Origin of the sequence: Nocardia acidivorans NBRC 108247 (assembly GCF_001625085.1) — a bacterium.
GTDB classification, from domain to species: domain Bacteria; phylum Actinomycetota; class Actinomycetes; order Mycobacteriales; family Mycobacteriaceae; genus Nocardia; species Nocardia acidivorans.
In genome coordinates this window covers 26458-46604 of sequence record NZ_BDAW01000050.1, presented here as the reverse complement: position 1 = coordinate 46604, position 20147 = coordinate 26458, and the positions used below count along the sequence as shown (strand labels likewise).

General features: G+C 67.5%; 19 protein-coding genes and 1 pseudogene. 9 read left to right on the top strand and 11 right to left on the bottom strand.

Going from position 1 to position 20147, the window contains the following annotated elements; translation table 11 throughout:
- Window positions 1-701: pseudogene (locus tag NA10_RS37675) on the top strand (hypothetical protein); the annotation flags it as partial.
- 594 nt (window positions 702-1295) lie between these two features.
- Here the strand turns inward: NA10_RS37675 and NA10_RS24845 are convergent.
- Entirely contained in the window at window positions 1296-2468 is a 1173-nt protein-coding gene (locus NA10_RS24845; RefSeq protein ID WP_067572027.1) for a thiolase family protein, read from the bottom strand.
- A gap of 97 nt (window positions 2469-2565) precedes the next feature.
- Here NA10_RS24845 and NA10_RS24840 point away from each other — a divergent pair, with 97 nt between their 5' ends.
- Window positions 2566-3054 (top strand): winged helix-turn-helix transcriptional regulator, encoded by a 489-nt coding sequence (locus tag NA10_RS24840; RefSeq protein WP_067572058.1) that lies wholly within the window; start codon window positions 2566-2568, stop codon window positions 3052-3054.
- A 62-nt stretch (window positions 3055-3116) separates the two neighbouring features.
- Here the strand turns inward: NA10_RS24840 and NA10_RS24835 are convergent, their stop codons facing one another.
- Window positions 3117-4187, bottom strand: coding sequence for an ABC transporter ATP-binding protein (locus tag NA10_RS24835; RefSeq protein WP_067572052.1), 1071 nt, complete (start codon window positions 4185-4187; stop codon window positions 3117-3119).
- A 228-nt stretch (window positions 4188-4415) separates the two neighbouring features.
- On the opposite strand from NA10_RS24835, the gene NA10_RS24830 reads away from it, so the two are divergent.
- From NA10_RS24830 to NA10_RS24820, 3 genes are all read left to right on the top strand, one after another.
- The gene (locus NA10_RS24830; RefSeq protein WP_067572026.1) at window positions 4416-5189 is read left to right on the top strand and encodes an LLM class F420-dependent oxidoreductase; all 774 of its coding nucleotides are present in this window, start codon (window positions 4416-4418) and stop codon (window positions 5187-5189) included.
- Window positions 5190-5365: 176 nt separating this feature from the next.
- Window positions 5366-7147 carry an ABC transporter substrate-binding protein/permease gene (locus NA10_RS24825; RefSeq protein WP_373862413.1) on the top strand — a complete coding sequence of 594 codons (1782 nt, stop codon included), beginning with the start codon at window positions 5366-5368 and terminating at the stop codon, window positions 7145-7147.
- Window positions 7144-7869, top strand: a complete 726-nt coding sequence (locus NA10_RS24820) for an amino acid ABC transporter ATP-binding protein (protein ID WP_067572025.1) — start codon at window positions 7144-7146, stop codon at window positions 7867-7869. Before NA10_RS24825 ends, NA10_RS24820 begins: the two co-directional genes overlap by 4 nt.
- Window positions 7870-7882: 13 nt before the next feature.
- Here NA10_RS24820 and NA10_RS24815 read toward each other — a convergent pair whose 3' ends face one another.
- Both NA10_RS24815 and ggh read right to left on the bottom strand, forming a co-directional pair.
- Entirely contained in the window at window positions 7883-8611 is a 729-nt protein-coding gene (locus NA10_RS24815; protein ID WP_067572024.1) for a glycoside hydrolase family 25 protein, read from the bottom strand.
- 93 nt (window positions 8612-8704) lie between these two features.
- Complete coding sequence (ggh, locus tag NA10_RS24810) at window positions 8705-10045, bottom strand: glucosylglycerate hydrolase (RefSeq protein WP_067572023.1); 1341 nt, start codon at window positions 10043-10045, stop codon at window positions 8705-8707.
- A 236-nt stretch (window positions 10046-10281) separates the two neighbouring features.
- On the opposite strand from ggh, the gene NA10_RS24805 reads away from it, so the two are divergent.
- The 3 genes from NA10_RS24805 (at window position 10282) to NA10_RS24795 (ending at window position 12807) form a co-directional block, all read left to right on the top strand.
- Window positions 10282-10986, top strand: a complete 705-nt coding sequence (locus NA10_RS24805; RefSeq protein WP_067572018.1) for an SDR family oxidoreductase — start codon at window positions 10282-10284, stop codon at window positions 10984-10986.
- 155 nt (window positions 10987-11141) lie between these two features.
- Window positions 11142-11933: a polysaccharide deacetylase family protein gene (locus NA10_RS24800; RefSeq protein ID WP_067572011.1), complete on the top strand. Its 792-nt coding sequence runs from the start codon at window positions 11142-11144 to the stop codon at window positions 11931-11933.
- Between the two features lie 82 nt (window positions 11934-12015).
- Window positions 12016-12807: a polysaccharide deacetylase family protein gene (locus NA10_RS24795; protein ID WP_067572009.1), complete on the top strand. Its 792-nt coding sequence runs from the start codon at window positions 12016-12018 to the stop codon at window positions 12805-12807.
- 49 nt (window positions 12808-12856) lie between these two features.
- Here the strand turns inward: NA10_RS24795 and leuS are convergent, their stop codons facing one another.
- Window positions 12857-15733, bottom strand: coding sequence for a leucine--tRNA ligase (leuS, locus tag NA10_RS24790; protein ID WP_067572008.1), 2877 nt, complete (start codon window positions 15731-15733; stop codon window positions 12857-12859).
- Window positions 15734-15940: 207 nt separating this feature from the next.
- Between leuS and NA10_RS24785 the strand changes: the two genes are divergently transcribed.
- Complete coding sequence (locus NA10_RS24785; protein WP_245677834.1) at window positions 15941-16336, top strand: SdpI family protein; 396 nt, start codon at window positions 15941-15943, stop codon at window positions 16334-16336.
- Window positions 16337-16352: 16 nt separating this feature from the next.
- Here the strand turns inward: NA10_RS24785 and NA10_RS24780 are convergent, their stop codons facing one another.
- From NA10_RS24780 to NA10_RS24755, 6 genes are all read right to left on the bottom strand, one after another.
- The gene (locus NA10_RS24780) at window positions 16353-16781 is read right to left on the bottom strand and encodes a GNAT family N-acetyltransferase (protein WP_067572004.1); all 429 of its coding nucleotides are present in this window, start codon (window positions 16779-16781) and stop codon (window positions 16353-16355) included.
- A 14-nt stretch (window positions 16782-16795) separates the two neighbouring features.
- On the bottom strand, window positions 16796-17173 hold the full coding sequence (locus NA10_RS24775) for a cupin domain-containing protein (protein ID WP_067572002.1): 378 nt from the start codon (window positions 17171-17173) through the stop codon (window positions 16796-16798).
- A gap of 47 nt (window positions 17174-17220) precedes the next feature.
- The gene (locus NA10_RS24770) at window positions 17221-17517 is read right to left on the bottom strand and encodes a hypothetical protein (RefSeq protein WP_067572000.1); all 297 of its coding nucleotides are present in this window, start codon (window positions 17515-17517) and stop codon (window positions 17221-17223) included.
- 260 nt (window positions 17518-17777) lie between these two features.
- Complete coding sequence (locus tag NA10_RS24765) at window positions 17778-18152, bottom strand: SCO6045 C-terminal-like domain-containing protein (protein WP_157556719.1); 375 nt, start codon at window positions 18150-18152, stop codon at window positions 17778-17780.
- Window positions 18149-19048, bottom strand: coding sequence for an MbnB/TglH/ChrH family RiPP precursor modification enzyme (locus NA10_RS24760; RefSeq protein WP_084515210.1), 900 nt, complete (start codon window positions 19046-19048; stop codon window positions 18149-18151). The genes NA10_RS24765 and NA10_RS24760 overlap by 4 nt, the downstream gene beginning before the upstream one ends.
- A 113-nt stretch (window positions 19049-19161) precedes the next feature.
- Entirely contained in the window at window positions 19162-20112 is a 951-nt protein-coding gene (locus NA10_RS24755) for a TIGR04222 domain-containing membrane protein (protein WP_067571996.1), read from the bottom strand.
- Between the last annotated feature and the right edge of the window lie 35 nt (window positions 20113-20147).

Genomic DNA, 20147 nt, shown 5'->3' with positions numbered 1-20147 from the left:
GACCGTCGCGGGGGCCGGGTGAGCCCGGCGCACAGCGGAATACCGGCGGTTCGGGGCGTCCGCCGGGGCCCGCACCCGTGCGGGGTCCGGGTGATCCCGCCTCGCAGCGGAATCCGAGGCGGGTGCCGCCGCCCGGCGGGCCCGGTGCGCCGCAGGGTCCGGGGGAGTTCGCGCCCTGGGGGCCGGAAGGACCTGCCTCGCAACCGGTTCCGGGTCCGCCGCCGTATGTGCCCGAGGTGGATGAGGAGACCGTTCGGCGGACGCTGTCCAAGGGTGATATCGATGCGGACTCCGGTGCGAAACCCGCTGTCGCCAAGGAGAAGCCGGACTCGGCGCGGCCCCGGGTGGGGCGCAGGGACGTATCGCTGGCGTCGCTGCTGTTCGCGGTGGATATCGCGATCATGGCGCTGTGGTCCTATGACCTGTTCGGCAAGGCGTTCGGGCTGATCCACAACCGGTGTACGGCCAAGAAGGATTTCTCGGTGCAGTGCACCGTGGTCCGGCCCGGCGCTTCCGCCCTGTGGGGCTTGCTGATCGGCGGTGGCGGTATGTCCCTCGCCCTGGTCGCGGCCCTGGTCCTGGCGGCCGTCGCCGCCATGACCGGTCGCCGTGTCTGGTGGTGGACGGCCGCCGCGCTGCCGATCATCGCGATCTGTGGCGCACTCGGTCATGTGCTGGTGGGTGACCCGGTCGCGGGCTGATCCGAAGCTGCCATGCCGGAGGTATGGCGCAGTGGCGACCGCCGATTCGGTCGGTGGATCTCGCTGTCGCCGGGGTGATCTATCGCGCGGCGGTGGTGGCCGCCCGGGGGCTGCCCTCCGGTCAACAATGCGGGTACCTGCGTGGCCGCGCCGATGGAGTGCGCCGACATCGACGACTTCCGTGCTGAACTGGAGGTCAACCTCATCGGAGTCGCGGCGGTGACGCAGGCCATCCCGCCCCTGCTGCGAGCGGCGGATCCGGCGGTGCCCGCCGCGTGGGCTCGCGCGGGCGGCGATTTCCCCGCCCGGAGCCGGCGGCGGTGCTGTCGTCGGTCTATACGCGGGCGGCGGCCCCGCCGCCGGACGAGGTTGTCGCGCTGGTGGATTCGATCGTGCGCTCGGGTGCGGTGCGCCGGCCAAGGCCGATCGCTGTCGAGCCGCCGCGCTCGCGGAACTGGATGTGGTGTCCATTGATTCACGGGCCCGCGGCGGGCTCGCGGCGGTAGCCGATCCGGCCGTGCGATGGGACCGGCTGGAGCGCGGGGATCCGGTCGGCGGCTGAGTCCGGTCCGCGGGCGTGTCACCCGGTTGAACTCAGTGCAGCGCCTCCAGGATCATGGCGTTGGCCAATCCGCCTGCCTCGCACATGGTTTGCAGGCCGTAGCGGGCGCCGCGGTCGTGCATGGCGTGCGCCAGGGTGGTGGTCAGGCGGGAACCGGACGCGCCGAGCGGGTGGCCGATGGCGATGGCGCCGCCATTGACATTCACCTTGGACAGGTCGGCTCCGGTGTCGTGCGCCCAGGCCAGCACCACCGAGGAGAAGGCCTCGTTCACCTCGAACAGGTCGATATCGGACAGTTGGAGTCCGCTGCGCCGCAATACCTTCCGGGTCGCGGGAATGACGGCGGTCAGCATGAGCAGGGGATCGTCACCGGCGACGGCGAAGCTGTGCAGCCGGGCCAGCGGGGTCAGGCCGAGCTGGGCGGCGCGCTCGCCGGTCATGATGAGCGTCGCGGCGCTGCCGTCATTGATCTGGCTGGCATTGGCGGCGGTGATATTCCAGCCGATCTGCGGGAAGCGGGCCGCCATCTCCTCGCTGTAGTAGGCCGGGCGCAGGTTGCCGAGGGTTTCCAGGGTGCTGCCGACGCGGATGCCCTCATCGGTGGTGAGTCCGGCCAAGGGGGCGAGCTGGGCGTCGAACGCGCCGTCTTTGGTTGCGCGGGCGGCCTTTTCGTGGCTGGAGAGTGCGAACTCGTCCAGTTGGGTGCGGGACAGTCCCCATTTCGCGGCGATCAGCTCGGCGCTGATGCCCTGGGGCACAAGCCCTTCCGGATACCGTTCGGCGAATGCGATCCCGCTGATGTCCTGGGCGCCGACCATATTCGCGCCCATCGGCACGCGGCTCATGGATTCCACGCCACCGGCCACGACGATGTCGTATGCCCCGGCGATCACACCCTGGGCGGCGAAGTGGATGGCCTGCTGGCTGCTGCCGCATTGGCGGTCGACTGTGGTGGCGGGGACGGATTCGGGGTATCCGGCCGCGAGCGCGGCGCGTCGGGTCAGATTGCTGCCCTGTTCGCCGACGGCGGTGACCACGCCGCCGATCACATCGTCGATGAGTTCGGGATCGATGCCGCTGCGCCGGACGACCTCGCGCAGGCTGTGCGCGAACAGGTCGACGGGGTGGGTGCCGTGCAGTGCGCCATTGGCCTTGCCCTTGCCGACCGGGGTGCGTACCGCTTCGACGATGACTGCGTCTCTCATGGCCTGTCCTTTTCCGGAGTAGCTGGCTTCATTGCCCTAATGTCAGGGTAGGAGCTGGCCATAGTTGAGGCAAGTCAGCATGTGTATGATGTACGCCATGCCCGTCGTATTGGAAGGAAAGCTCGCGGACCTGAGCGCGTGGAAGCCGCAGGGCTGCTCCATAGCCAAGGCCCTGGACATCGTCGGCACCCGCTCGGCGATGCTCATCCTGCGCGAATGCTTCTACGGCACGACGCGGTTCGACGGTTTCGCCACCCGCGTCGGCATCACCGATGCCGCCGCCGCCAGCGCGCTGCGCAAACTCACCGAGGCGGGATTGCTCGAGAAACGGCCCTATCGGGAGGAGGGCAAGCGGACCCGGCACGAATACGTGCTCACCCCGATGGGATCGGATCTGCTGCCCGTCGTGCTGGCCCTCTGGCAGTGGGGTGACGAGTATCTACAGGACGGCGAACCGCCGCTGGAGCGCGTCGAGGACGCGACCGGTGAACCGGTGCGGGTGCAGGTCCGCTCCGCCTCGGGACATGAAGTGCCGCTGGAGAATCTGCGCGTGCGCGTCAACAAGAAGTGGCGTCGCCCCGCGTAATGCGGGACGACGCCGTCGTGGATCGCCCACCCGTCATCCCGGCATGGCCGGGATGCGCGGTGTCAGTTCAAGCGCCGTCCGTCCTGCGGGTCGAAGTAGTAGATGTGCTCGGCGGTGGTGACCAGGCTCAGGCGTGCGCCCTTGACCGGCGGGTTGCGCCAATCCGCCCGCGCCACAATGGTTTCCCCGTCGCCGAGGGTGCGGCCGTAGATGTAGGCGTCGGAGCCGAGCTCCTCGACCACGTCCACCTCCATATCGATGGCCTGCCCGTCGCCGGTCGGCTCCAGATGCTCGGGCCGTACGCCCACAACGATATTCGGCCCGGCGGCATCGGCCACCGTGCGCGGCAGTTCGATGCGGTGACCGCCGAGCGATACCCCGCCGTTCCGCACCGGCAGCGTGAACAGGTTCATGGCGGGCGAGCCCATGAATCCGGCCACGAACAGATTCGCCGGATCGCGGTACAGATCGCGCGGTGAGGCGCACTGCTGCAGCAGTCCGTCCTTGAGCACGGCGACCCGGTCGCCCATGGTCATGGCCTCGACCTGATCGTGCGTGACGTACACGGTGGTGGTGCCGAGCCGGCGCTGCAATTGCGCGATCTGGGTGCGGGTCTGCACGCGCAGCTTGGCGTCCAGGTTCGACAGCGGCTCATCCATGAGGAAGACCTGCGGCTGGCGCACGATGGCGCGACCCATGGCCACGCGCTGGCGCTGACCGCCGGAGAGCGCCTTGGGCTTGCGATCCAGGTACGGCTCCAGATCCAGGAGTTTGGCGGCCTCGAGGACGCGCTGCTGCCGCTCCTCCTTGGCGACCTTGGCCATCTTGAGTGCGAAGCCCATATTCTCGGCCACGTTCATATGCGGGTAGAGCGCGTAGTTCTGGAACACCATGGCGATATCGCGTTCCTTGGGCTCGGCATGGGTGACATCCCGGTCGCCGATGAGAATGCGACCTTCGCTCACCTCCTCGAGCCCGGCGAGCATGCGCAGTGAGGTGGATTTGCCGCAGCCGGACGGGCCGACGAGCACCAGGAATTCGCCATCGGCGATCTCCAGATTCAGTTCATCCACAGCGGGTTTGGCCGAGCCCGGGTACAGCCGGGTGGCCTTGTCGAAAGTCACCGTTGCCACGGTGCACATCCCTTCACCGGCAGGAACGTGCCGGACGATCCGAGTAGAGGGGTGGTTCCCGGGCATCGGCCCGGGTCACCGGGACGATATCAGGGCGAATCGCCGCGTGCGGGGGTGCGAGGTTCGCTTCTCGCGAGCGACGGTTCCCGGAGATGAGTAGCCTCGGATTGGAACCTCGCCCGAGCTTGTTCGGGCTACCGGAAATTCCGAGACTCGAGGAGTTGCCCGATGAGCCGACCGGTTCGTATCGGAGTTCAGCTACAGCCGCAGCACGCACCCGATTACGGGCTGATTCGGGACGCGGTGCGCCGCGCCGAGGATGCCGGGGTGGATATCGTCTTCAACTGGGATCACTTCTATCCGCTGTACGGCGATCCCGAGGGCGCGCACTTCGAATGCTGGACCATGCTGGCCGCGGTCGCCGAGCAGACCGAGCGGGTGGAGTTGGGCGCGCTGGTCACCGGCGGCGGCTACCGCAATCCGGATCTGCTGGCCGATATGGCGCGCACGGTCGACCACATCAGTGGCGGGCGGTTGATCCTGGGCATCGGCGCGGGCTGGTTCCAGAAGGACTATGACCAGTACGGCTACCAATTCGGTACCGCCGGAAGCCGTTTGGATCTGCTCAAGGATTACCTGGCGCGGATCACCGATCGGCTGGCCAAGCTGAATCCGCGGCCGGTGCGCGATATTCCGATTCTCATCGGCGGTGGCGGCGAGAAGAAGACGCTGCGCCTGGCCGCGCAGTACGCCGATATCTGGCACAGCTTCGCCGATCTCGAGGTGCTGCGGCGCAAGTCGGGAATTCTGGCCGAGCACTGCGCGGCGGTGGGCACCGATCCGGACACGATCGAGCGGTCGGTGGATTGGCCGGGGGCGGACACGGCGGCCGAGTTCGTGGCGGCGGGCGCGACGCTGTTCACGGTCGGGGTCGGCGGGCCGGACTACAACCTCGACGGCGTGAAACAGGCGATCGCCTGGCGGGATCGCTTCTCGGAATAGGTGTGGATCCCGGCCAAAAGCATGCCGGGATGACGGGGGAGGCCTCGCCGGGGTGATGGGGCGGGCTGGACTCCGGGTGATGGCAACTCTAGGAATGCGGGTCTATCCCACTAGGGTGGTTTGTCATGGTTTGCTTGCGCACGGCCAGGTCCCGACGGTACGGCCGTCGACCTCGCATGCTGTCGATGGCGGGGGCGTTGCTGCTCACCCTGGGCGCGGTCACCCTGGGCGCCGGTCCGGGTGCGGCCGCACCGAGCGGCGGTGATCTCTGCGCACCGCCGGGCCTGGCCGCGGCCAGCGCCGCGCCCACCAATCTGGCGACGGGGTCGGCCACGCCATCCTCGGACAGGTACACCACGGCCACCACCGAACCCCTCGACCGCATCGATGTGACCAAGCTGGGCCTGCTCACCCCGGGCAAGCTCAGCGTCGGCACGCTCTCGGACGCCCCGCCGAGCATCTGCCTGAATTCACAGGGCGTCTTCACCGGCTTCGACAATGAACTGCTGCGCGCGGCCGCCGCCAAGATCGGTGTGCAGGTGGAGTTCACCGGTACCGATTTCGCGGGTCTGCTGGCGCAGGTGGCCAATGGCCGCTTCGATGCCGCGTCGTCGAGCATCACCACCACCGATGCCCGCCGCAAACTGGTCGGCTTCACCAATGGCTACGACTTCGGCTACTTCTCCCTGGTCGCCCCGAACGGCAGTGCCATCAAGGGCTTCTCGGATCTGCACCGCGGCACCCGCATCGGCGTGGTGCAGGGCACCGTGCAGGACGAGTACGTGGTGAACGAACTGCATCTGGATCCGGTGAAGTTCCCCGATTACAACACCGCGTACGCGAATCTGAAGACCGGGCAGATCGATGCCTGGGTGGCCCCGTCGCAGCAGGCCATCGGCGCGATCAAACCGGGCGATCCGACCTCGATCGTGCAGAACACCTTCAGCCTCAACAACTTCACCGGCTGGGCGGTGCGCAAGGACAATCAGCCGCTCACCGATGCGCTCAACGCGGGTCTGGACGCGGTGATCGCCGACGGCACCTACGCGAAACTCTATGAGGACTGGGTGCCGCGCGAGCTGCCACCGGGCTGGAAGCCGGGCTCCAAAGCCGTTGCGCCGCCGCAGCTCCCCGATTTCAACAAGATCGCGGCCGAGCACGCGAACGACAATGCCGGGCAGCCGGTGGCACAGCCGAAATCCACCCTCGCCCAACTGAAGGACACGTTCTTCGACTGGTCGCTGTACCGCAAGGCCTTTCCCGATCTGATCAAGACCGGTCTGCCCAATACCCTTGTTCTGGCGCTGGTCTCGGGCGCGCTGGGCACGGTGCTCGGCATGCTGCTCGCGGTGGCGGGCATCTCCCGCACCCGCTGGCTGCGCTGGCCCGCTCGGGTGTACACCGATATCTTCCGCGGTCTGCCCGCCGTGGTGATCATCCTGATCATCGGCCTCGGCATCGGCCCGGTGGTGAAGAACGTGACCGGCAACAACCCGTACTGGCTGGGTGTGGTGGCGCTGGCGCTGCTGGCTTCGGCCTATATCGGCGAGATCTTCCGCTCCGGTATCCAGTCCGTGGAGCCCGGTCAGCTGGAGGCGGCCCGCGCCATCGGATTCGGCTACCGGCAGTCCATGACCCTGGTGGTGATTCCGCAGGGTGTGCGCCGGGTGCTGCCCGCGCTGATGAATCAGTTCATCGCGCTCATCAAGGACTCCTCGCTCATCTACTTCCTGGGATTGCTCGCCACCCAGCGCGAATTGTTCGCGGTGGGCCGGGATCTGAACGCGCAGACCGGAAATCTCTCACCGCTGGTCGCCGCGGGCCTGATGTACCTGGTGCTGACGGTCCCGCTCACCCACCTGGTGAACTACATCGACCGCCGCCTGCGCACCGGCCGCGCCGAGCAGACGATCGAACCGGTCGAGCAGGCCGTGATCACGGAAGGGCGTGGAGCATGAGTGCCTCTCTCACCGGTACCGGATTGCATGTGACGCTGGGCGGCAATGAGGTGCTGCGCGGTGTGGACATTCATGTGGACGCGGGCAAGACCACCACGGTCATCGGCCCCTCGGGTTCGGGTAAGTCGACCCTGCTGCGCGTGCTGAATCGCCTGTACGAGCCGAGCCGGGGTGACATCCTGCTGGACGGCGCATCGGTGCTGAAGGATGATCCGGATCAGCTGCGCCGCCGGATCGGCATGGTGTTCCAGCACTTCAATCTGTTCCCGCACAAGACCGTTGCCGAGAATGTGGCGCTGGGTCCGCAGAAGTTGCACGGCCTGTCCAAGGAGCAGGCCCGCACCCTCGCCCTCGAGCAGTTGGAGGCGGTCGGGCTGGCGGGCAAGGCCGACTCCCGGCCCGCGAACCTGTCCGGCGGTCAGCAGCAGCGTGTCGCCATCGCCCGTGCGCTGGCCATGAAGCCGCAGCTCATGTTCTTCGACGAGGCCACCTCGGCGCTGGACCCGGAGCTGGTCAAGGGCGTGCTGGCGCTCATGGCCGAGCTGGCCGAGGGCGGTATGTCCATGATCGTGGTGACGCACGAAATGGGTTTCGCCCGTTCGGTATCGGATCGGGTGGTGTTCATGGATCACGGCAGGGTTGTCGAAACCGGTACGCCGGAGGCGCTTTTCGACAACCCCGAAACCCCGCGCCTGCAACAGTTCCTGTCGCAGGTGCTCTGAACCGCGGCAGCGGCTAACCGCTGCCGAAGCTGGGCATATTCGCGAAGCGGCCGAAATCGCCCTGGGCACCGCTGTATACGTTCAGATCGGTGCCCCCGGCGATGCCCGGCACATTCCCGGAATCGGTGTACTGCCAGAACGTCCAGGCGGGCCAGCCGCCCGGCACCTCGGGGCCGTCATTGCCGCGGTAGTCCGCGATCCACAGCGGGTACCTGGTGAATTCCTCGCTGTCCGCCATGGCCGTCCGCCAGAAGCGCGGATAGGTGTAGATGATCGGCACGCGACCGGTCAACGCCTGCACCGTATTCAGATAGCGGTGCGTCCAGTCGATGAGCGCCGGCGCGGGCAGTCCGCCCGAATCCTCCAGATCCAGTACGGGCGGCAGATCGAGCGGTCCGTTCTGGCCGAGCACGGTGGCGGCGTACAGCGCGGCCTGCGCCTCGGGCAGCAGATTCGGCCGCGCGTAGTGGTAGGTGCCGCGCGCCACGCCCGCCGCCCGCATGAGCAGGCTGTCCGCGACGAAGTAGGGGTTCACGTAGTTGACGCCCTCGGTGGCCTTGACCATGGCGAAGTGATTGCCGGAGGCGCGCACCTCGAACCAGTTGATCATGCGGCCGTCGAGGTGCTGCCAGGACGAGACATCCGGCCCGCCCGCATCGGCCGCCGCGGGAGCGGCCGACATTGCTGTGAGGATGCCGGCCACCGCGAGGGTGGCCAGTCCCAGCTTCTTCCGTCGAACCATGCGAGGGGACGCTATGTGGGATTACGCACCTTGTCGGGCGAACGCGCCCGCCTGTTGTCCAAGTGTTAGCTGAATCTCAGCTGCCGCGGGATATCACCCCAGCCAATCGAGTACCGAGGCCGCCGTCCAGGATTGCTGCATACTGCCCAGCGGTTCGCCGGTGAATGGTTCGTAGTACTCGGCGAAGGTGCCGTCACTGGCCTGTCGCAGTCCCTCCGCGCGCAGCATGAAGGACCGTTCGGCCCAGCCGCGGCGCGCGAAGACCCAGGAGAACAGCCAGCTCATTACCGGCCACACCGGCCCGCGCCAGTATTCGCGCGGCCGGAAGTCCCTGGCCACCGGTGAGGTCGAGGGCGGCAGTGCGTATCGCAGATCCGGATGCCCGCACCAGCGCGGCCCCTCGAACAGGCGCAGCAGCCGTCTTTCGGCATCGCGCGGCAACCCGCCGCAGAGCAGCGGCGCGAAGGAGGCGAGGGTTTCGGTCTCGATCCACTTGTCCGCGCGCACATCGAAATCGCGCGCCACCCCGGTGCGCGGATCGGTGGTGCCGACCACGCCCGACCGGAAGTAGTCGGCCCATTCGTACAGTTCGCGCACATCGGCGTTCGGCTGTTTGTAGTCCTCGCCGATATTGGCCAGCACATCGCAGGCGAGCGCGAAAATCGCGGTGACGAACACATCCTCGACGGCGAAGCTCATTGTCGAGGCCAGTTGATAATCGTCGTAGCCGCAGCGCCGCATCTGCTCGACCAGCCACATGTACCGGTCGTATTCGCGATCACTGGGCCGCTGGGTGGGATCGCCGACCACCTGCAGATCCTCGCGCTCATACGGCGGAAGATCCGGTCCCGGAATCACATTGGCGTAGGCGCGATCCCAGCGCGGCGAATTGTCCATTCCGGATTCCCACCCGTGATACAGCGTGATTCGCCCGTGCTGCTTGGGATCTCGCGCATAGGCGAGCCAGCGATGCCAGCGCATCAGATCCGGCCAGCGCCGCTGCAGGAACTCCTCCGCGGTGGCGCGGGTGCTGCGCCCGTGCCGCCGGGAATGATCCAGAATCCGTTGCACCGCAATGGCGTGCACGGGCGGCTGGGTGATGCCGGAGGTGTCGGGACCGTCCGGCGCGTCCGTGGCCAGGCGACGGCACTCCCAGCGGCTCGGTCCCGGGAAGTAGCCGTCCACGCCATTGGCGAAGACGATGTGCGGGATCATCCCGTTGCGCCATTGCGCCGACAACAAGGTGTCCATCTCCAGCACGGCGCGCTCCACGCTCAGCGGGGCCAGACCGACCGCGACGAAGGCGGCGTCCCAACTCCACATGTGTGGATAGAGTCTGGGCGCGGCGGTGGTCATGGACCCCAGGTCGTTGCCGCGCAGCAGGTAGGCGGCGCGGGCCGCGAGCTGGGTAGGCGTGAAACCCGAGTGCGTCATCGCCCTATTCTGCGACGGAACCCGCAGGTATGCGCGGTGTCCGTCCGCTGTCGGGCGGTCGGGCGGCGCTATGGGCGTTATGTCCACCTCCTCGTAGGACGCTGTGCCTGCCGAGGACGCCGGTTCGTCGAATTGCACTGTGTACGCCTTTTCACATTTTCGAACGCGCGTGTGTTTGAGCCCTCTGTGCCTAGCCAACGCATCGTCGGTGCCGCGCACCCGGTTACGGTGATCGCATGGCGAATTCCGCGCAGTCCGGCAGTGACCGTCCTACCGCGTTGATCACCGGAGCGAGCCGGGGCCTCGGCGCCGCCATCGCCCGCGCGCTCGCGCCCACGCACCGGTTGCTGCTGGGTGCGCGCACGCCGGAAGCCCTGGAACCGATACTGCGGGAATTGCCGGATGCCACGGGGTGGCCGGTGCAGCTGACCGACTACGAGGCCGTGGCCGCCGCGGCCGAGTCGATCGAGCGGCTCGATGTCCTGGTGCACAATGCCGGGGTCGCCGACCTGGGAACAATAGCCGATTCGTCCGTTGCGCAGTGGCGGAATACGTTGGAAGCCAACCTGATAGCGGTATCGGAGCTGACCCGGGTGCTGCTGCCCGCCCTGCGCGCGGCGCACGGGCACGTGGTGCTGATCAATTCCGGTGCGGGGTTGCGCGCCAATCCCGGCTGGGGCGTGTACGCGGCGAGCAAATTCGCACTGCGCGCCTTCGGTGACGCATTGCGGCTCGAGGAGCCCGATCTGCGCGTGACCTCCATCCATCCGGGCCGCATCGATACCGATATGCAGCGCGAACTGGTCGCGGGGGAGCAGCGCGAATACCGGCCGAGTGAATTCCTCACCCCGGAGACGGTGGCGTGGACGGTGCGCAATGCCATCGAGACCCCGCGTGACGCCCATCCCACCGAGATCGTATTGCGGCCGATCCCACGCTGAGAGCAGCCTTAACGTTTCTCTTGAATTCGGATCGTTTCGCGCGGAATTGGTGTCCAGTTCATCGCGGGTGGATATAACCGGATGAACCGCCCGAAACTCGCGCGGGGCTGAGGTGATTCCGCATGCGGAACCGAAATTCGGAGCGATCGAACACGATGGACAGACGACGGCTGCTGACCCTGCTCGCGGCGGGCACGGCGGTCGCCCTCACGGGCTGCACCCAGGCGCACAGCGATCCCCTGGACTCCGGATCCGCGGGCGGGAACGGGCAGCCCGGAACCTCCCCGCGCCTGCTCCCGGCCCCGCCCGGCGGACCCAAGACGCCGATCGGCGCGGGCACCATCACCGGATTGCCGGGTAGCGGCAATTCGCTGGCGCTCACCGTCGATGACGGCGCCAGCGCCGAAGTGGTCGGCGCGTACATCGAATTCGCCAGGCGCACCGGTGCGCGCTTCACCTTCTTCGTCACCGCCTACTACGACTCGTGGAGTATCCATCGCGACGCGCTGCGCCCGCTGGTGGATTCCGGGCAGATCCAGCTGGGCAATCACACCTGGAATCATCCGGATCTGACCACGCTCTCGGCGAGCGCGGTGTCCGCGCAGCTGGATCAGGCGAAGACGTTCCTGCGCAATACCTTCGGCGTCGACGGCACCCCGTTCTATCGGCCGCCGTTCGGCCGCCACAACGGCACCGTCGACAAGGTGGCCGCCGATCTCGGCTACACCGTGCCCACCATGTGGTACGGCTCGCTCTCGGACTCCGGGGTGATCACCGAGGACTACCTGATGGAATGCGCGCGAAAGTATTTCAACCCGCAGACCATTGTGATCGGCCACGCCAATCATCCGGCCGTCACGCACTGCTACGACCAGCTGGTGGATGTGATTCGGGAGCGCAATCTCGCCATGGTCACGCTGAACGACGTGCTCGCCCCGCCGCGATGACCGCGTGATTCCGTAATCCCCAGGGGGAGTGGATTTTCCGGTCGTCTTTCCGGCGGGCGGGTGCTAGTGAAGAGGTTCGACGATGGACAGAAGACGGCTGCTCACGCTGCTGGCGGCGGGCACCGCTGCCACCCTGCTCGGCGCGGGCGAGGCGCGTGCCGATTTCCCCTTCGACAATGGCTCATCGGGCGGTCTGATACCGCCGAATCTGCTTCCCGGAACGACACTTCCGCCGATCGCGCCGCGCGTGGCCATCGGACCGGGGACCATCAGCGCGCTACCCGGCGACGGAAACAATATGGCGCTCACCATCGATGACGGCGCGAGCGTCGAAACCGTCGGCGCTTTCATCGAATTCGCGCGTCGCAGCGGTATTCGCATGACCTTCTTCGTGACCGCGTACTACAACTCCTGGATGGTGCATCGCGACGCGCTGCGCCCGCTGGTCGATTCGGGCCAGATCCAGCTGGGCAATCACACCTGGGACCATCCGGATCTGACCCGGCTCTCGGCGGGCGCGATCGCGGATCAGATCGACCGCGCGAAAGCGTTCCTGTGGAACACCTTCGGTACCGACGGCACCCCGTTCTACCGCCCGCCGTTCGGGCATCACAACGGTCTGGTCGATCGGGTGGCGGCCGACTCCGGGTATGCCGTGCCGACCATGTGGTACGGCAATCTCAACGACACCATGACGGTGATCAACGAGGACATCATCCTCACCGCCGCCCGGCAGTGGTTTCGCGCGCAGTCCATCGTGATCGGGCACGCCAACCGGCCCACCGTCACCCATGTCTTCGATCAGCTCAACGACATTATCCGCGAGCGCAATCTCGCGACCGTGACACTGAACGACGTCCTGGTGCTCACCTGACCGCCCTGTCATCCCGGCCAAGAGCGCGCCGGGACGACGGAGGTGGGTCTCAGGCGACGATGTTCACCAGGCGACCGGGGACCACGATAATCTTGCGAGGTTCCTTGCCGCCCAGCAGTTCCGCGATCTTCTCATCCGCCAGGGCAGCGGTCCGCACCGCGGCCTGATCGGCATCGGCCGCGACGCTGACGCGACTGCGGACCTTGCCGTTGACCTGGATCGGGTACTCGACCGAATCCTCCACCAGCAGTGCGGGATCGGCGATCGGAAACGGACCGTGGGCCAGGGATGCGGTGTGGCCCAGGCGTTCCCACAGCTCCTCGGCGATATGCGGGGACATCGGGGCCAGCATCAGCACCAGGGGTTCGACCAGGGCGCGCGGTGCGCCGTCGCCGAAGTTCTTGGTCAGGTAGTTGGTCAGCTCGATCAGCTTCGCGCCGGCGGTATTGTCCCGCAGGTTGGCGTAGTCGTCATCCACCCCGGCAATCGTCTTGTGCACCAGGCGCAGTGCCTCGCCCGAGGGTTCGGCGTCGGTGACGCGAATCGCGCCGGTCTCCTCGTCCACCACCAGTCGCCAGACGCGCTGCAGGAAGCGCTGCGCGCCGACGACATCCTTGGTGGACCAGGGGCGCGAGGCGTCCAGCGGACCCATGGACATCTCGTAGAAGCGGAAGGTATCCGCGCCGTAGGCCTCGTACATCTCATCCGGGGAGACGGCGTTCTTCAGCGATTTGCCGATCTTGCCGTACTCCTGGAACACCTCGATCTCGGTGCCGGAGGTGTTGGTCCAGAAGAACTTTCCGTCCCGCTCCACGATCTCGGCGGCGGGCACGTACGCGCCACGCTCATCCTTGTAAGCGAAACCCTGGATATAGCCCTGGTTGAACAGGCGACGGTACGGCTCGCTGGAGGACACATCGCCCAGATCGAACAGCACCTTCTGCCAGAAGCGCGAGTACAGCAGGTGCAGCACGGCGTGCTCCACACCGCCGATGTACAGATCGACGCCGCCCGGATCCTTCGGACCGTGTTCGGCCGTGCGCGGGCCCAGCCAGTACTGCTCGTTCTCCTTGGCGCAGAACGCATCCGAGTTCGTCGGGTCCGCGTAGCGCAGCTGATACCAGGAGCTGCCCGCCCAGTTGGGCATGACATTGGTATCGCGGCGGTACCGCTTGGGACCGTCGCCCAGATCCAGCGTGACGTGCACCCAGTCGGTGGCCTTGGCCAGCGGCGGGGACGGTTCGGAGTCGGCATCGTCCGGATCGAAGGTGACCGGGGCGAAGTCCTCGATCTCCGGCAGCCGCACCGGCAGCATGGATTCCGGCAGGGCGTGCGGCGTGCCGTCCTCGTCGTAGACGATGGGGAAGGGCTCGCCCCAGTAGCGCTGGCGGGCGAACAGCCAATCGCGCAGCTTGTACTGAATGGTGCCCTGACCGTGGCCGTTCGCCTCCAGTTCGGAGATCACCCGCGCCTTGGCGGCGTCGATCTCCAGACCGTCCAGGTAGCCGGAGTTCACCAGGGTGCCCTCACCGGAGTAGGCGGCCTCGGAGATGTCGCCGCCCGCGACGACCTCCACAATGGGCAGGCCGAAGGCGGTGGCGAACTCCCAGTCGCGCGGATCGTGACCGGGGACGGCCATGATCGCGCCGGTGCCGTAACCGCTCAGCACATAGTCGGCGATGAAGATCGGCACGCGCGCGCCGTTCACCGGATTGGTGGCGTACGAGCCCAGGAAGACGCCGGTCTTCTCCTTGCTCTCCTGCCGCTCCAGATCCGATTTCGCCGCGATCGACTTGCGGTATGCCGCAACGGCTTCCGCCGGGGTGTCGGACCCGCCGCCGGTCCAGCGGGCATCGGTGCCGGACGGCCAGGACGCCTCGGTCAGCCGGTCGACCAGATCATGCTCGGGGGCCAGCACCACGTAGGTGGCGCCGAACAGCGTGTCCGGGCGGGTGGTGAAGACCTCGATGGTGTCCGAGCCCGCGTCGAACTTGACCTGCGCGCCGCGCGAGCGCCCGATCCAGTTGCGCTGCATGGACTTCACATTGTCCGGCCAGTCCAGCTCGTCCAGGTCGTCGACCAGGCGATCGGAGTAGGCGGTGATGCGCATCATCCACTGCCACAGGCGCTTGCGGAATACCGGGAAGTTGCCGCGCTCACTGCGGCCGTCCGCGGTGACCTCTTCATTGGACAGTACGGTGCCCAGACCGGGGCACCAGTTGACCATCGAATCGGTCTGGTACACCAGGCGATACGAGTCGATGACGGTATTGCGCTCGGTCTGCGACAGCTCGGCCCAGGCGCGGTCCTCGCCGGGGATCGTCCGTTGTCCGTTCTCGAACTGTGCGATCAGTTCGGCGATCGGGCGAGCCCGGCCCAGCACTTCGTCATACCAGGCGTTGTAAATGCGCAGGAAGATCCACTGCGTCCATTTGTAGTACTCGGGATCGGTGGTCGCGAAGGAGCGGCGGCGATCGTGGCCCAGGCCCAGTCGATCCAGCTGACGCTGCATATTCGCGATATTGGATTCGGTGGTCACCCGCGGATGCGCACCGGTCTGCACCGCGTACTGCTCGGCGGGCAGGCCGAAGGCGTCATAACCCAGGGCGTGCAGCACATTCCGGCCGCGCATGCGGTGGTAGCGGGCGAACACATCGGTGGCGATATAGCCCAGCGGATGTCCGACGTGCAGACCCGCGCCGGAGGGGTACGGGAACATGTCCTGTACGAACAGTTTGTCCGCGGGGGTCTCGCCCCGCAGCGGGCCGACCGGATTGGGCGCGTAGAAGGTGCCGCGCTCCTGCCACGCCCGCTGCCACTTCTGCTCGACCCGGCCGGCCAGTTCTGCGTTGTAACGGTGTGCGGGCACATCGCTGGCCCCACCCGCCGCCGCGGTGGGTGTGTCGGTTGCACGAGTGTCCTGCACGGTCCTGCCTTCTTATTCCTAGCCGATCCCCGATAAGGTCGCTCACCAGGGTAAAGCGTGCGCACCGCCGAACCCAAAAGGGGTGACGACCTCGCGCACCGGCACGCCGGGGCCGATCGGGGAGTCGCGGGACACCCCGCGGGACTTCGGACCGGAGCCGGAGCTGACCCGAGCGCGCTGTAGCCTGCAGGGGTGTTGGTTGTCGCGATGATTCTGTTTGTTCTGTCGGCTGTCGCCGTGGTCACCGGAGTGCTCGGACTGACCGGCACGCTGCCCGGTAACCGCTATTTCGGGGTGCACTCCGAGGCCGCGGTGAAATCCGAGGAGAACTTCAAGCTGGCCAATCGCGTGGCCGCGCCGACCACCATCGTGGCCGCGCTGCTGCTCGCCGCCGGTGGCGCGGTCGCGCTCGTCGGCGGCGGTATCGCCGGAATTCTGATTCCGCTGGCGGCCGCGGCCATCGCGTTCTTCACCCTCGGTTCGGGCGCGCTCGCCGCCGAGAAGGCCCTCGAGGCCGCGGCACCCGCGGAAGCGGTCGGCGGCTGCGGCAGCGCCTGCGGTTCGTGCTCGCTGCGCGATACCTGCGCGCCCGCCGCGAACTGATTCGCGAGCCGGTGTCCTAGCGCAGGCTCTTGCGCATCCAGATGTGCGGGATCCCCGCGTCATCGCCGATCTCGCCGTACGCCTCATATCCGAGCCGCTCGTAGAAGCCCTGCGCGTGGGTCTGCGAATGCAGTTCGATCGCACCGAGACCACGCGCACGCGCACGCTCCTCGATGGCCCGGACCAGCGCCACGCCCATACCGGTGCCCCGCGATTCCGGTAAGACGGCCAGGCGGCCGAGCACACCGGTGTTCTCGCGCACCAGCAGTCGGCCCGCGCCCATGGGTTGCCCGTCGAGCCGGGCGAGGAAGTGATCGGCGACCGCGTCCAGCTCGTCGAGCTCCAACTCCTGCGGTACGCCCTGCTCCGCGACGAACACCTTCATCCTGATGTCGTACGCGTCGGCCAGCTCCTGCTCCGTGCTCACGGTGACTACCTCGATCATGTAGCCAGCATGCCTCAGCGCTCCGGGGGCGCGATGCTCCGGGACAGCGGGCTGCCCGCCGGGTTCACATAGACGACGGTGAGCCGCACCGGCCGGTCGCCGAGATTGCGGGCCAGGTGAGCGTGCGCGCGCCCACTCGGTTCCCGGAAGATCCGCCACGGGCGTTTGGTGACCGGTACGCAATCGGTGGCCGGATGATTCAGCGGCCCGCCGGTGACCAGGACGAACAGCGTCCCGTCGTGATAGTGCCAGCCGCTCTGCCCACCGGGTTCGAGGATGGTCTGCCGGAGAATGAATTCTCTACCGGCACAGCGGAATCGAATGAATTCGCGGCTGCGGGTGCCCGATGCCGGGACCGGATTCTCCCGGAAGCTGCGTGCGAGGAAGGCCATGATCGAATGATCGCGGTGCCGGGCGGCGCGTGGCCGCCCGAGCGCGATCAGTGGTCGTCGTAGTGCCCGGCGTGCGCCGCGTGCCGGTGGCCGTCGTGGACGTAATCGACATGATCGCCGTGCGGTACCGCCACATGGCCGCAATCCGGTCCGTGTTCATGCTCGTGACCGTCGTGGGTGATGTGCCCGGCGGGCTCGCACTCGTCGAAATGATCGTCGTGCGCCCGATGCAGATGCCCGTCGTGCACATAGTCCACATGATCCCCATGTGGAACAGCTACATGGCCGCAACTGGGACCGTGGACATGATCATGACCGGTGTGAGCGGTATGAACCTGAGACATGGAACTTCCTTTCCGAGATGGACAGGACAATCCGGCAAACAGGTACGGACATTAGCACCCATGCATCTGTCGCTCACGAGGGCGCCTGGAAGTACGGCCGGACAATGTCAGCGCTTGTGGCGCAATAGGTCCCGGCCGGAGCTCGCGGGGAACCGTTGCGGTGCGGGGTGTGGATCCCGGCCGAAAGCGCGCCGGGATGACGGGTGGGGCGTGCCGAGGTGGCGGGTGAGGCTGGGTGGTCGTGCGGTCCAGTCGACGTGTCAGCGTTTTCGCCAGCGGTGCAATGGGTTTCGTGAGGCGTGCCCGGGAGGGGGAAGTCCGAGCGCCGCCGCGAAGGCCGCGGCGTCGGCGGCCGTCGAGGACTTGGGGCGGGTGCTCGCCCATTGCATGAATTTCGCGGGGAAGTCACCACCGCAGGCGTGTGCGAGCAGCGGAAACCGCCGGGCCACCTCGTCGGCGCGCTTGTGCAGCAGTGCGTGCGCGGTGGCGGAGATATCGGCGGCGTCGAATCCCGCGGGTGCGGGTGCGCCCGCGACCAAGGCGCGCACCAGGGCCGCCTGCTGTTCCGCGAGTGTTCCGGACAGGTTCTGAAGGGAATCTCGCTGCTCCGTCCCGTTCGCGAGGGGTTCGTTCACGGGCCGCTCATTCCCGCCGAGAGCGCGGGGCGCAGTGTGACGGGCGGGCGGCCGGAGGCGGTGGCGAGGGAATTCAGTTCGGCGGCGAGTTCTGTTGCGGGGGGATAGTTTCCGTCGCGCTCCAGCATGAGCGGCACCGGCCGGTCCGCGGTGAATTCGGTGACCAGCGCCAGCACCTCGGCGGGTACCGGGTGCGAATGGGTGTCGTGGTAGCGGCCGCCGACCTCGTGTCCGCCCGCGACATGGCAGTAGGCGAGTCGTTCGGTCGGCAGTCGCAGCAATTCGGTGAGCGGATCGCGAGATCTGTTGCGCGCGTTGGCATACAGGTTGGCGATATCGATCAGCAGGTATACCCCGGTGCGCTCCACCAGCTCCTGGAGGAATTCGGCCTCGCTGAACTCCGCGTCCGGCCACTCGAAGAGCGCGGCGATATTCTCCACCGCCAGCGGCACCTCCAGTTCGGCCCGAGTGCGGGAGATATTGCGCGCCAAGGCGTCCAGTGCCTCGCGGGTGCGCGGCACCGGTAGCAGATGTCCGGCCTCCACCCCGTCCGCGCGCACGAACGCGATGTGCTCGCTCACCACCGGTGATCCCAGCGCCCGTGCGCACTCGGCCAGGTGCGTGACCCGCGCGGGATCCACCGCCTCCGCCCCGCCCAGCGACAGCGAGATGCCGTGTGGCACCGCCGCGATACCACCGGCCATGAGCAGCTCCAGCTCCTCCGGGACCGCGATATCGGTGTGCCGCCCACTCTTTCGCGCGGCCGCGCGCCCCCGGTGCGGCGCAGCGAATGCACGCAATGCACCGGCCGCGCCGCCGTACCGCGAACCATGCTGCGGCACCAGCGATTCCGCGATGACCTCACAGAATCCGATCCCGTCCAGCGCCGCGATCATGCCGCAGATCTCGCGTCGCCACCCGACTCCGATGGCTCCGTGCGGAAGCGGCCCGCTCGATGCGGAACGTCGCGGCCGATCCGCCGGTTGTCCGGTGCCGGGGCGGGGGCCGCTCATCCGCCGCAACCTCCGCCGCCGCAGCTGCTCCCGCCGCCGCAACTACTGCTGCTGCCGCCGCCGCTGTCTCCGCTGGAGCAGTTCGAACCGGAGCTGGAGCAACTGCCGCCGGAGCCGCTGACCCCACCCGCGCCGAGAGTGCCGGTGGCGCCGGCCAATCCGGGATCCAGGTTCCAGAGCACCATGGCGCCGAACAGTGCGGTGGCCATGGCGGCGCTGTCCGGACCGTAGGCGGCGTAGGCCGGGGCATTGGTGGGGCGCAGGTGTCCGTTGCGCTGCACGGATTCCTGTTTGGCCAGTCGCCCGCGGCGGGTCAGGCGCGGGGCGCGCTGAATCAGGAACGCGCAGATGAGTACCACGATGAGGGCGAGCACCAGATAGCCGACGGGGTGCCGGTTGGCGATACCGGCGAATACGCGCACGATGCCGAAGACCAGTAGCGCCCAGAGCGGCAGGGCCGCGAGCCACAGCGCCCTACGCTGTTCAGCGCCGATCAGATAGCCGCGATCGGTGAGCGAATCGCGCAGCGCCGCCACCGATTCACGGCTGGCCCGCGCCAGGTGGATGACATGCCGGTGACGCGCGTCGGTGCCCACCATGTACCGGTGCATGCTGCGCGACACCTGATCCAGGGTCTGCTGTTCGGTCCCGCTGGGCGAGCGGGTGGGCGTACCGGCGGAGTCGATGAGCTGATGCCCGCGCAATTGGGCGAGTCCGGCCAGTACCGGCCGCCGATCGTCGAAGAGCATGGCCGTCTCGACCGGTGACAGCGCGGTGGCCAGATGTGCCCGGGAGTGATCGGTGCGAATGATCCTGGCGCGCTGGGTGAACCCGTACACCGCGGCCGCCAGCCCCAGCAGGACGTACCCGCCGAGGAACTGCGGACCGGAGATACCCCAGGTGTCGGCGGCGATCGGGCTCGCGGCCAGTGCGGTCCCAGCGACCATGGCGATTCCACCCCCGTGCGTCTGGACGGTCGATC

Bases quoted from the DNA above. Each gene is read 5' to 3' on its own strand.
- NA10_RS24785 (WP_245677834.1), top strand. From the start codon at position 15,941: ATGATTCTGTTTGTTCTGTCGGCTGTCGCCGTGGTCACCGGAGTGCTC.
- NA10_RS24845 (WP_067572027.1), bottom strand. From the start codon at position 2,468: ATGAGAGACGCAGTCATCGTCGAAGCGGTACGCACCCCGGTCGGCAAG.
- NA10_RS24840 (WP_067572058.1), top strand. From the start codon at position 2,566: ATGCCCGTCGTATTGGAAGGAAAGCTCGCGGACCTGAGCGCGTGGAAG.
- NA10_RS24800 (WP_067572011.1), top strand. From the start codon at position 11,142: ATGGACAGACGACGGCTGCTGACCCTGCTCGCGGCGGGCACGGCGGTC.
- NA10_RS24775 (WP_067572002.1), bottom strand. From the start codon at position 17,173: ATGGCCTTCCTCGCACGCAGCTTCCGGGAGAATCCGGTCCCGGCATCG.
- NA10_RS24805 (WP_067572018.1), top strand. From the start codon at position 10,282: ATGGCGAATTCCGCGCAGTCCGGCAGTGACCGTCCTACCGCGTTGATC.
- NA10_RS24815 (WP_067572024.1), bottom strand. From the start codon at position 8,611: ATGGTTCGACGGAAGAAGCTGGGACTGGCCACCCTCGCGGTGGCCGGC.
- NA10_RS24830 (WP_067572026.1), top strand. From the start codon at position 4,416: ATGAGCCGACCGGTTCGTATCGGAGTTCAGCTACAGCCGCAGCACGCA.
- NA10_RS24820 (WP_067572025.1), top strand. From the start codon at position 7,144: ATGAGTGCCTCTCTCACCGGTACCGGATTGCATGTGACGCTGGGCGGC.
- NA10_RS24760 (WP_084515210.1), bottom strand. From the start codon at position 19,048: ATGATCGCGGCGCTGGACGGGATCGGATTCTGTGAGGTCATCGCGGAA.
- NA10_RS24770 (WP_067572000.1), bottom strand. From the start codon at position 17,517: ATGTCTCAGGTTCATACCGCTCACACCGGTCATGATCATGTCCACGGT.
- NA10_RS24795 (WP_067572009.1), top strand. From the start codon at position 12,016: ATGGACAGAAGACGGCTGCTCACGCTGCTGGCGGCGGGCACCGCTGCC.
- NA10_RS24780 (WP_067572004.1), bottom strand. From the start codon at position 16,781: ATGATCGAGGTAGTCACCGTGAGCACGGAGCAGGAGCTGGCCGACGCG.
- NA10_RS24825 (WP_373862413.1), top strand. From the start codon at position 5,366: ATGCTGTCGATGGCGGGGGCGTTGCTGCTCACCCTGGGCGCGGTCACC.
- ggh (WP_067572023.1), bottom strand. From the start codon at position 10,045: ATGACGCACTCGGGTTTCACGCCTACCCAGCTCGCGGCCCGCGCCGCC.
- NA10_RS24755 (WP_067571996.1), bottom strand. From the start codon at position 20,112: ATGGTCGCTGGGACCGCACTGGCCGCGAGCCCGATCGCCGCCGACACC.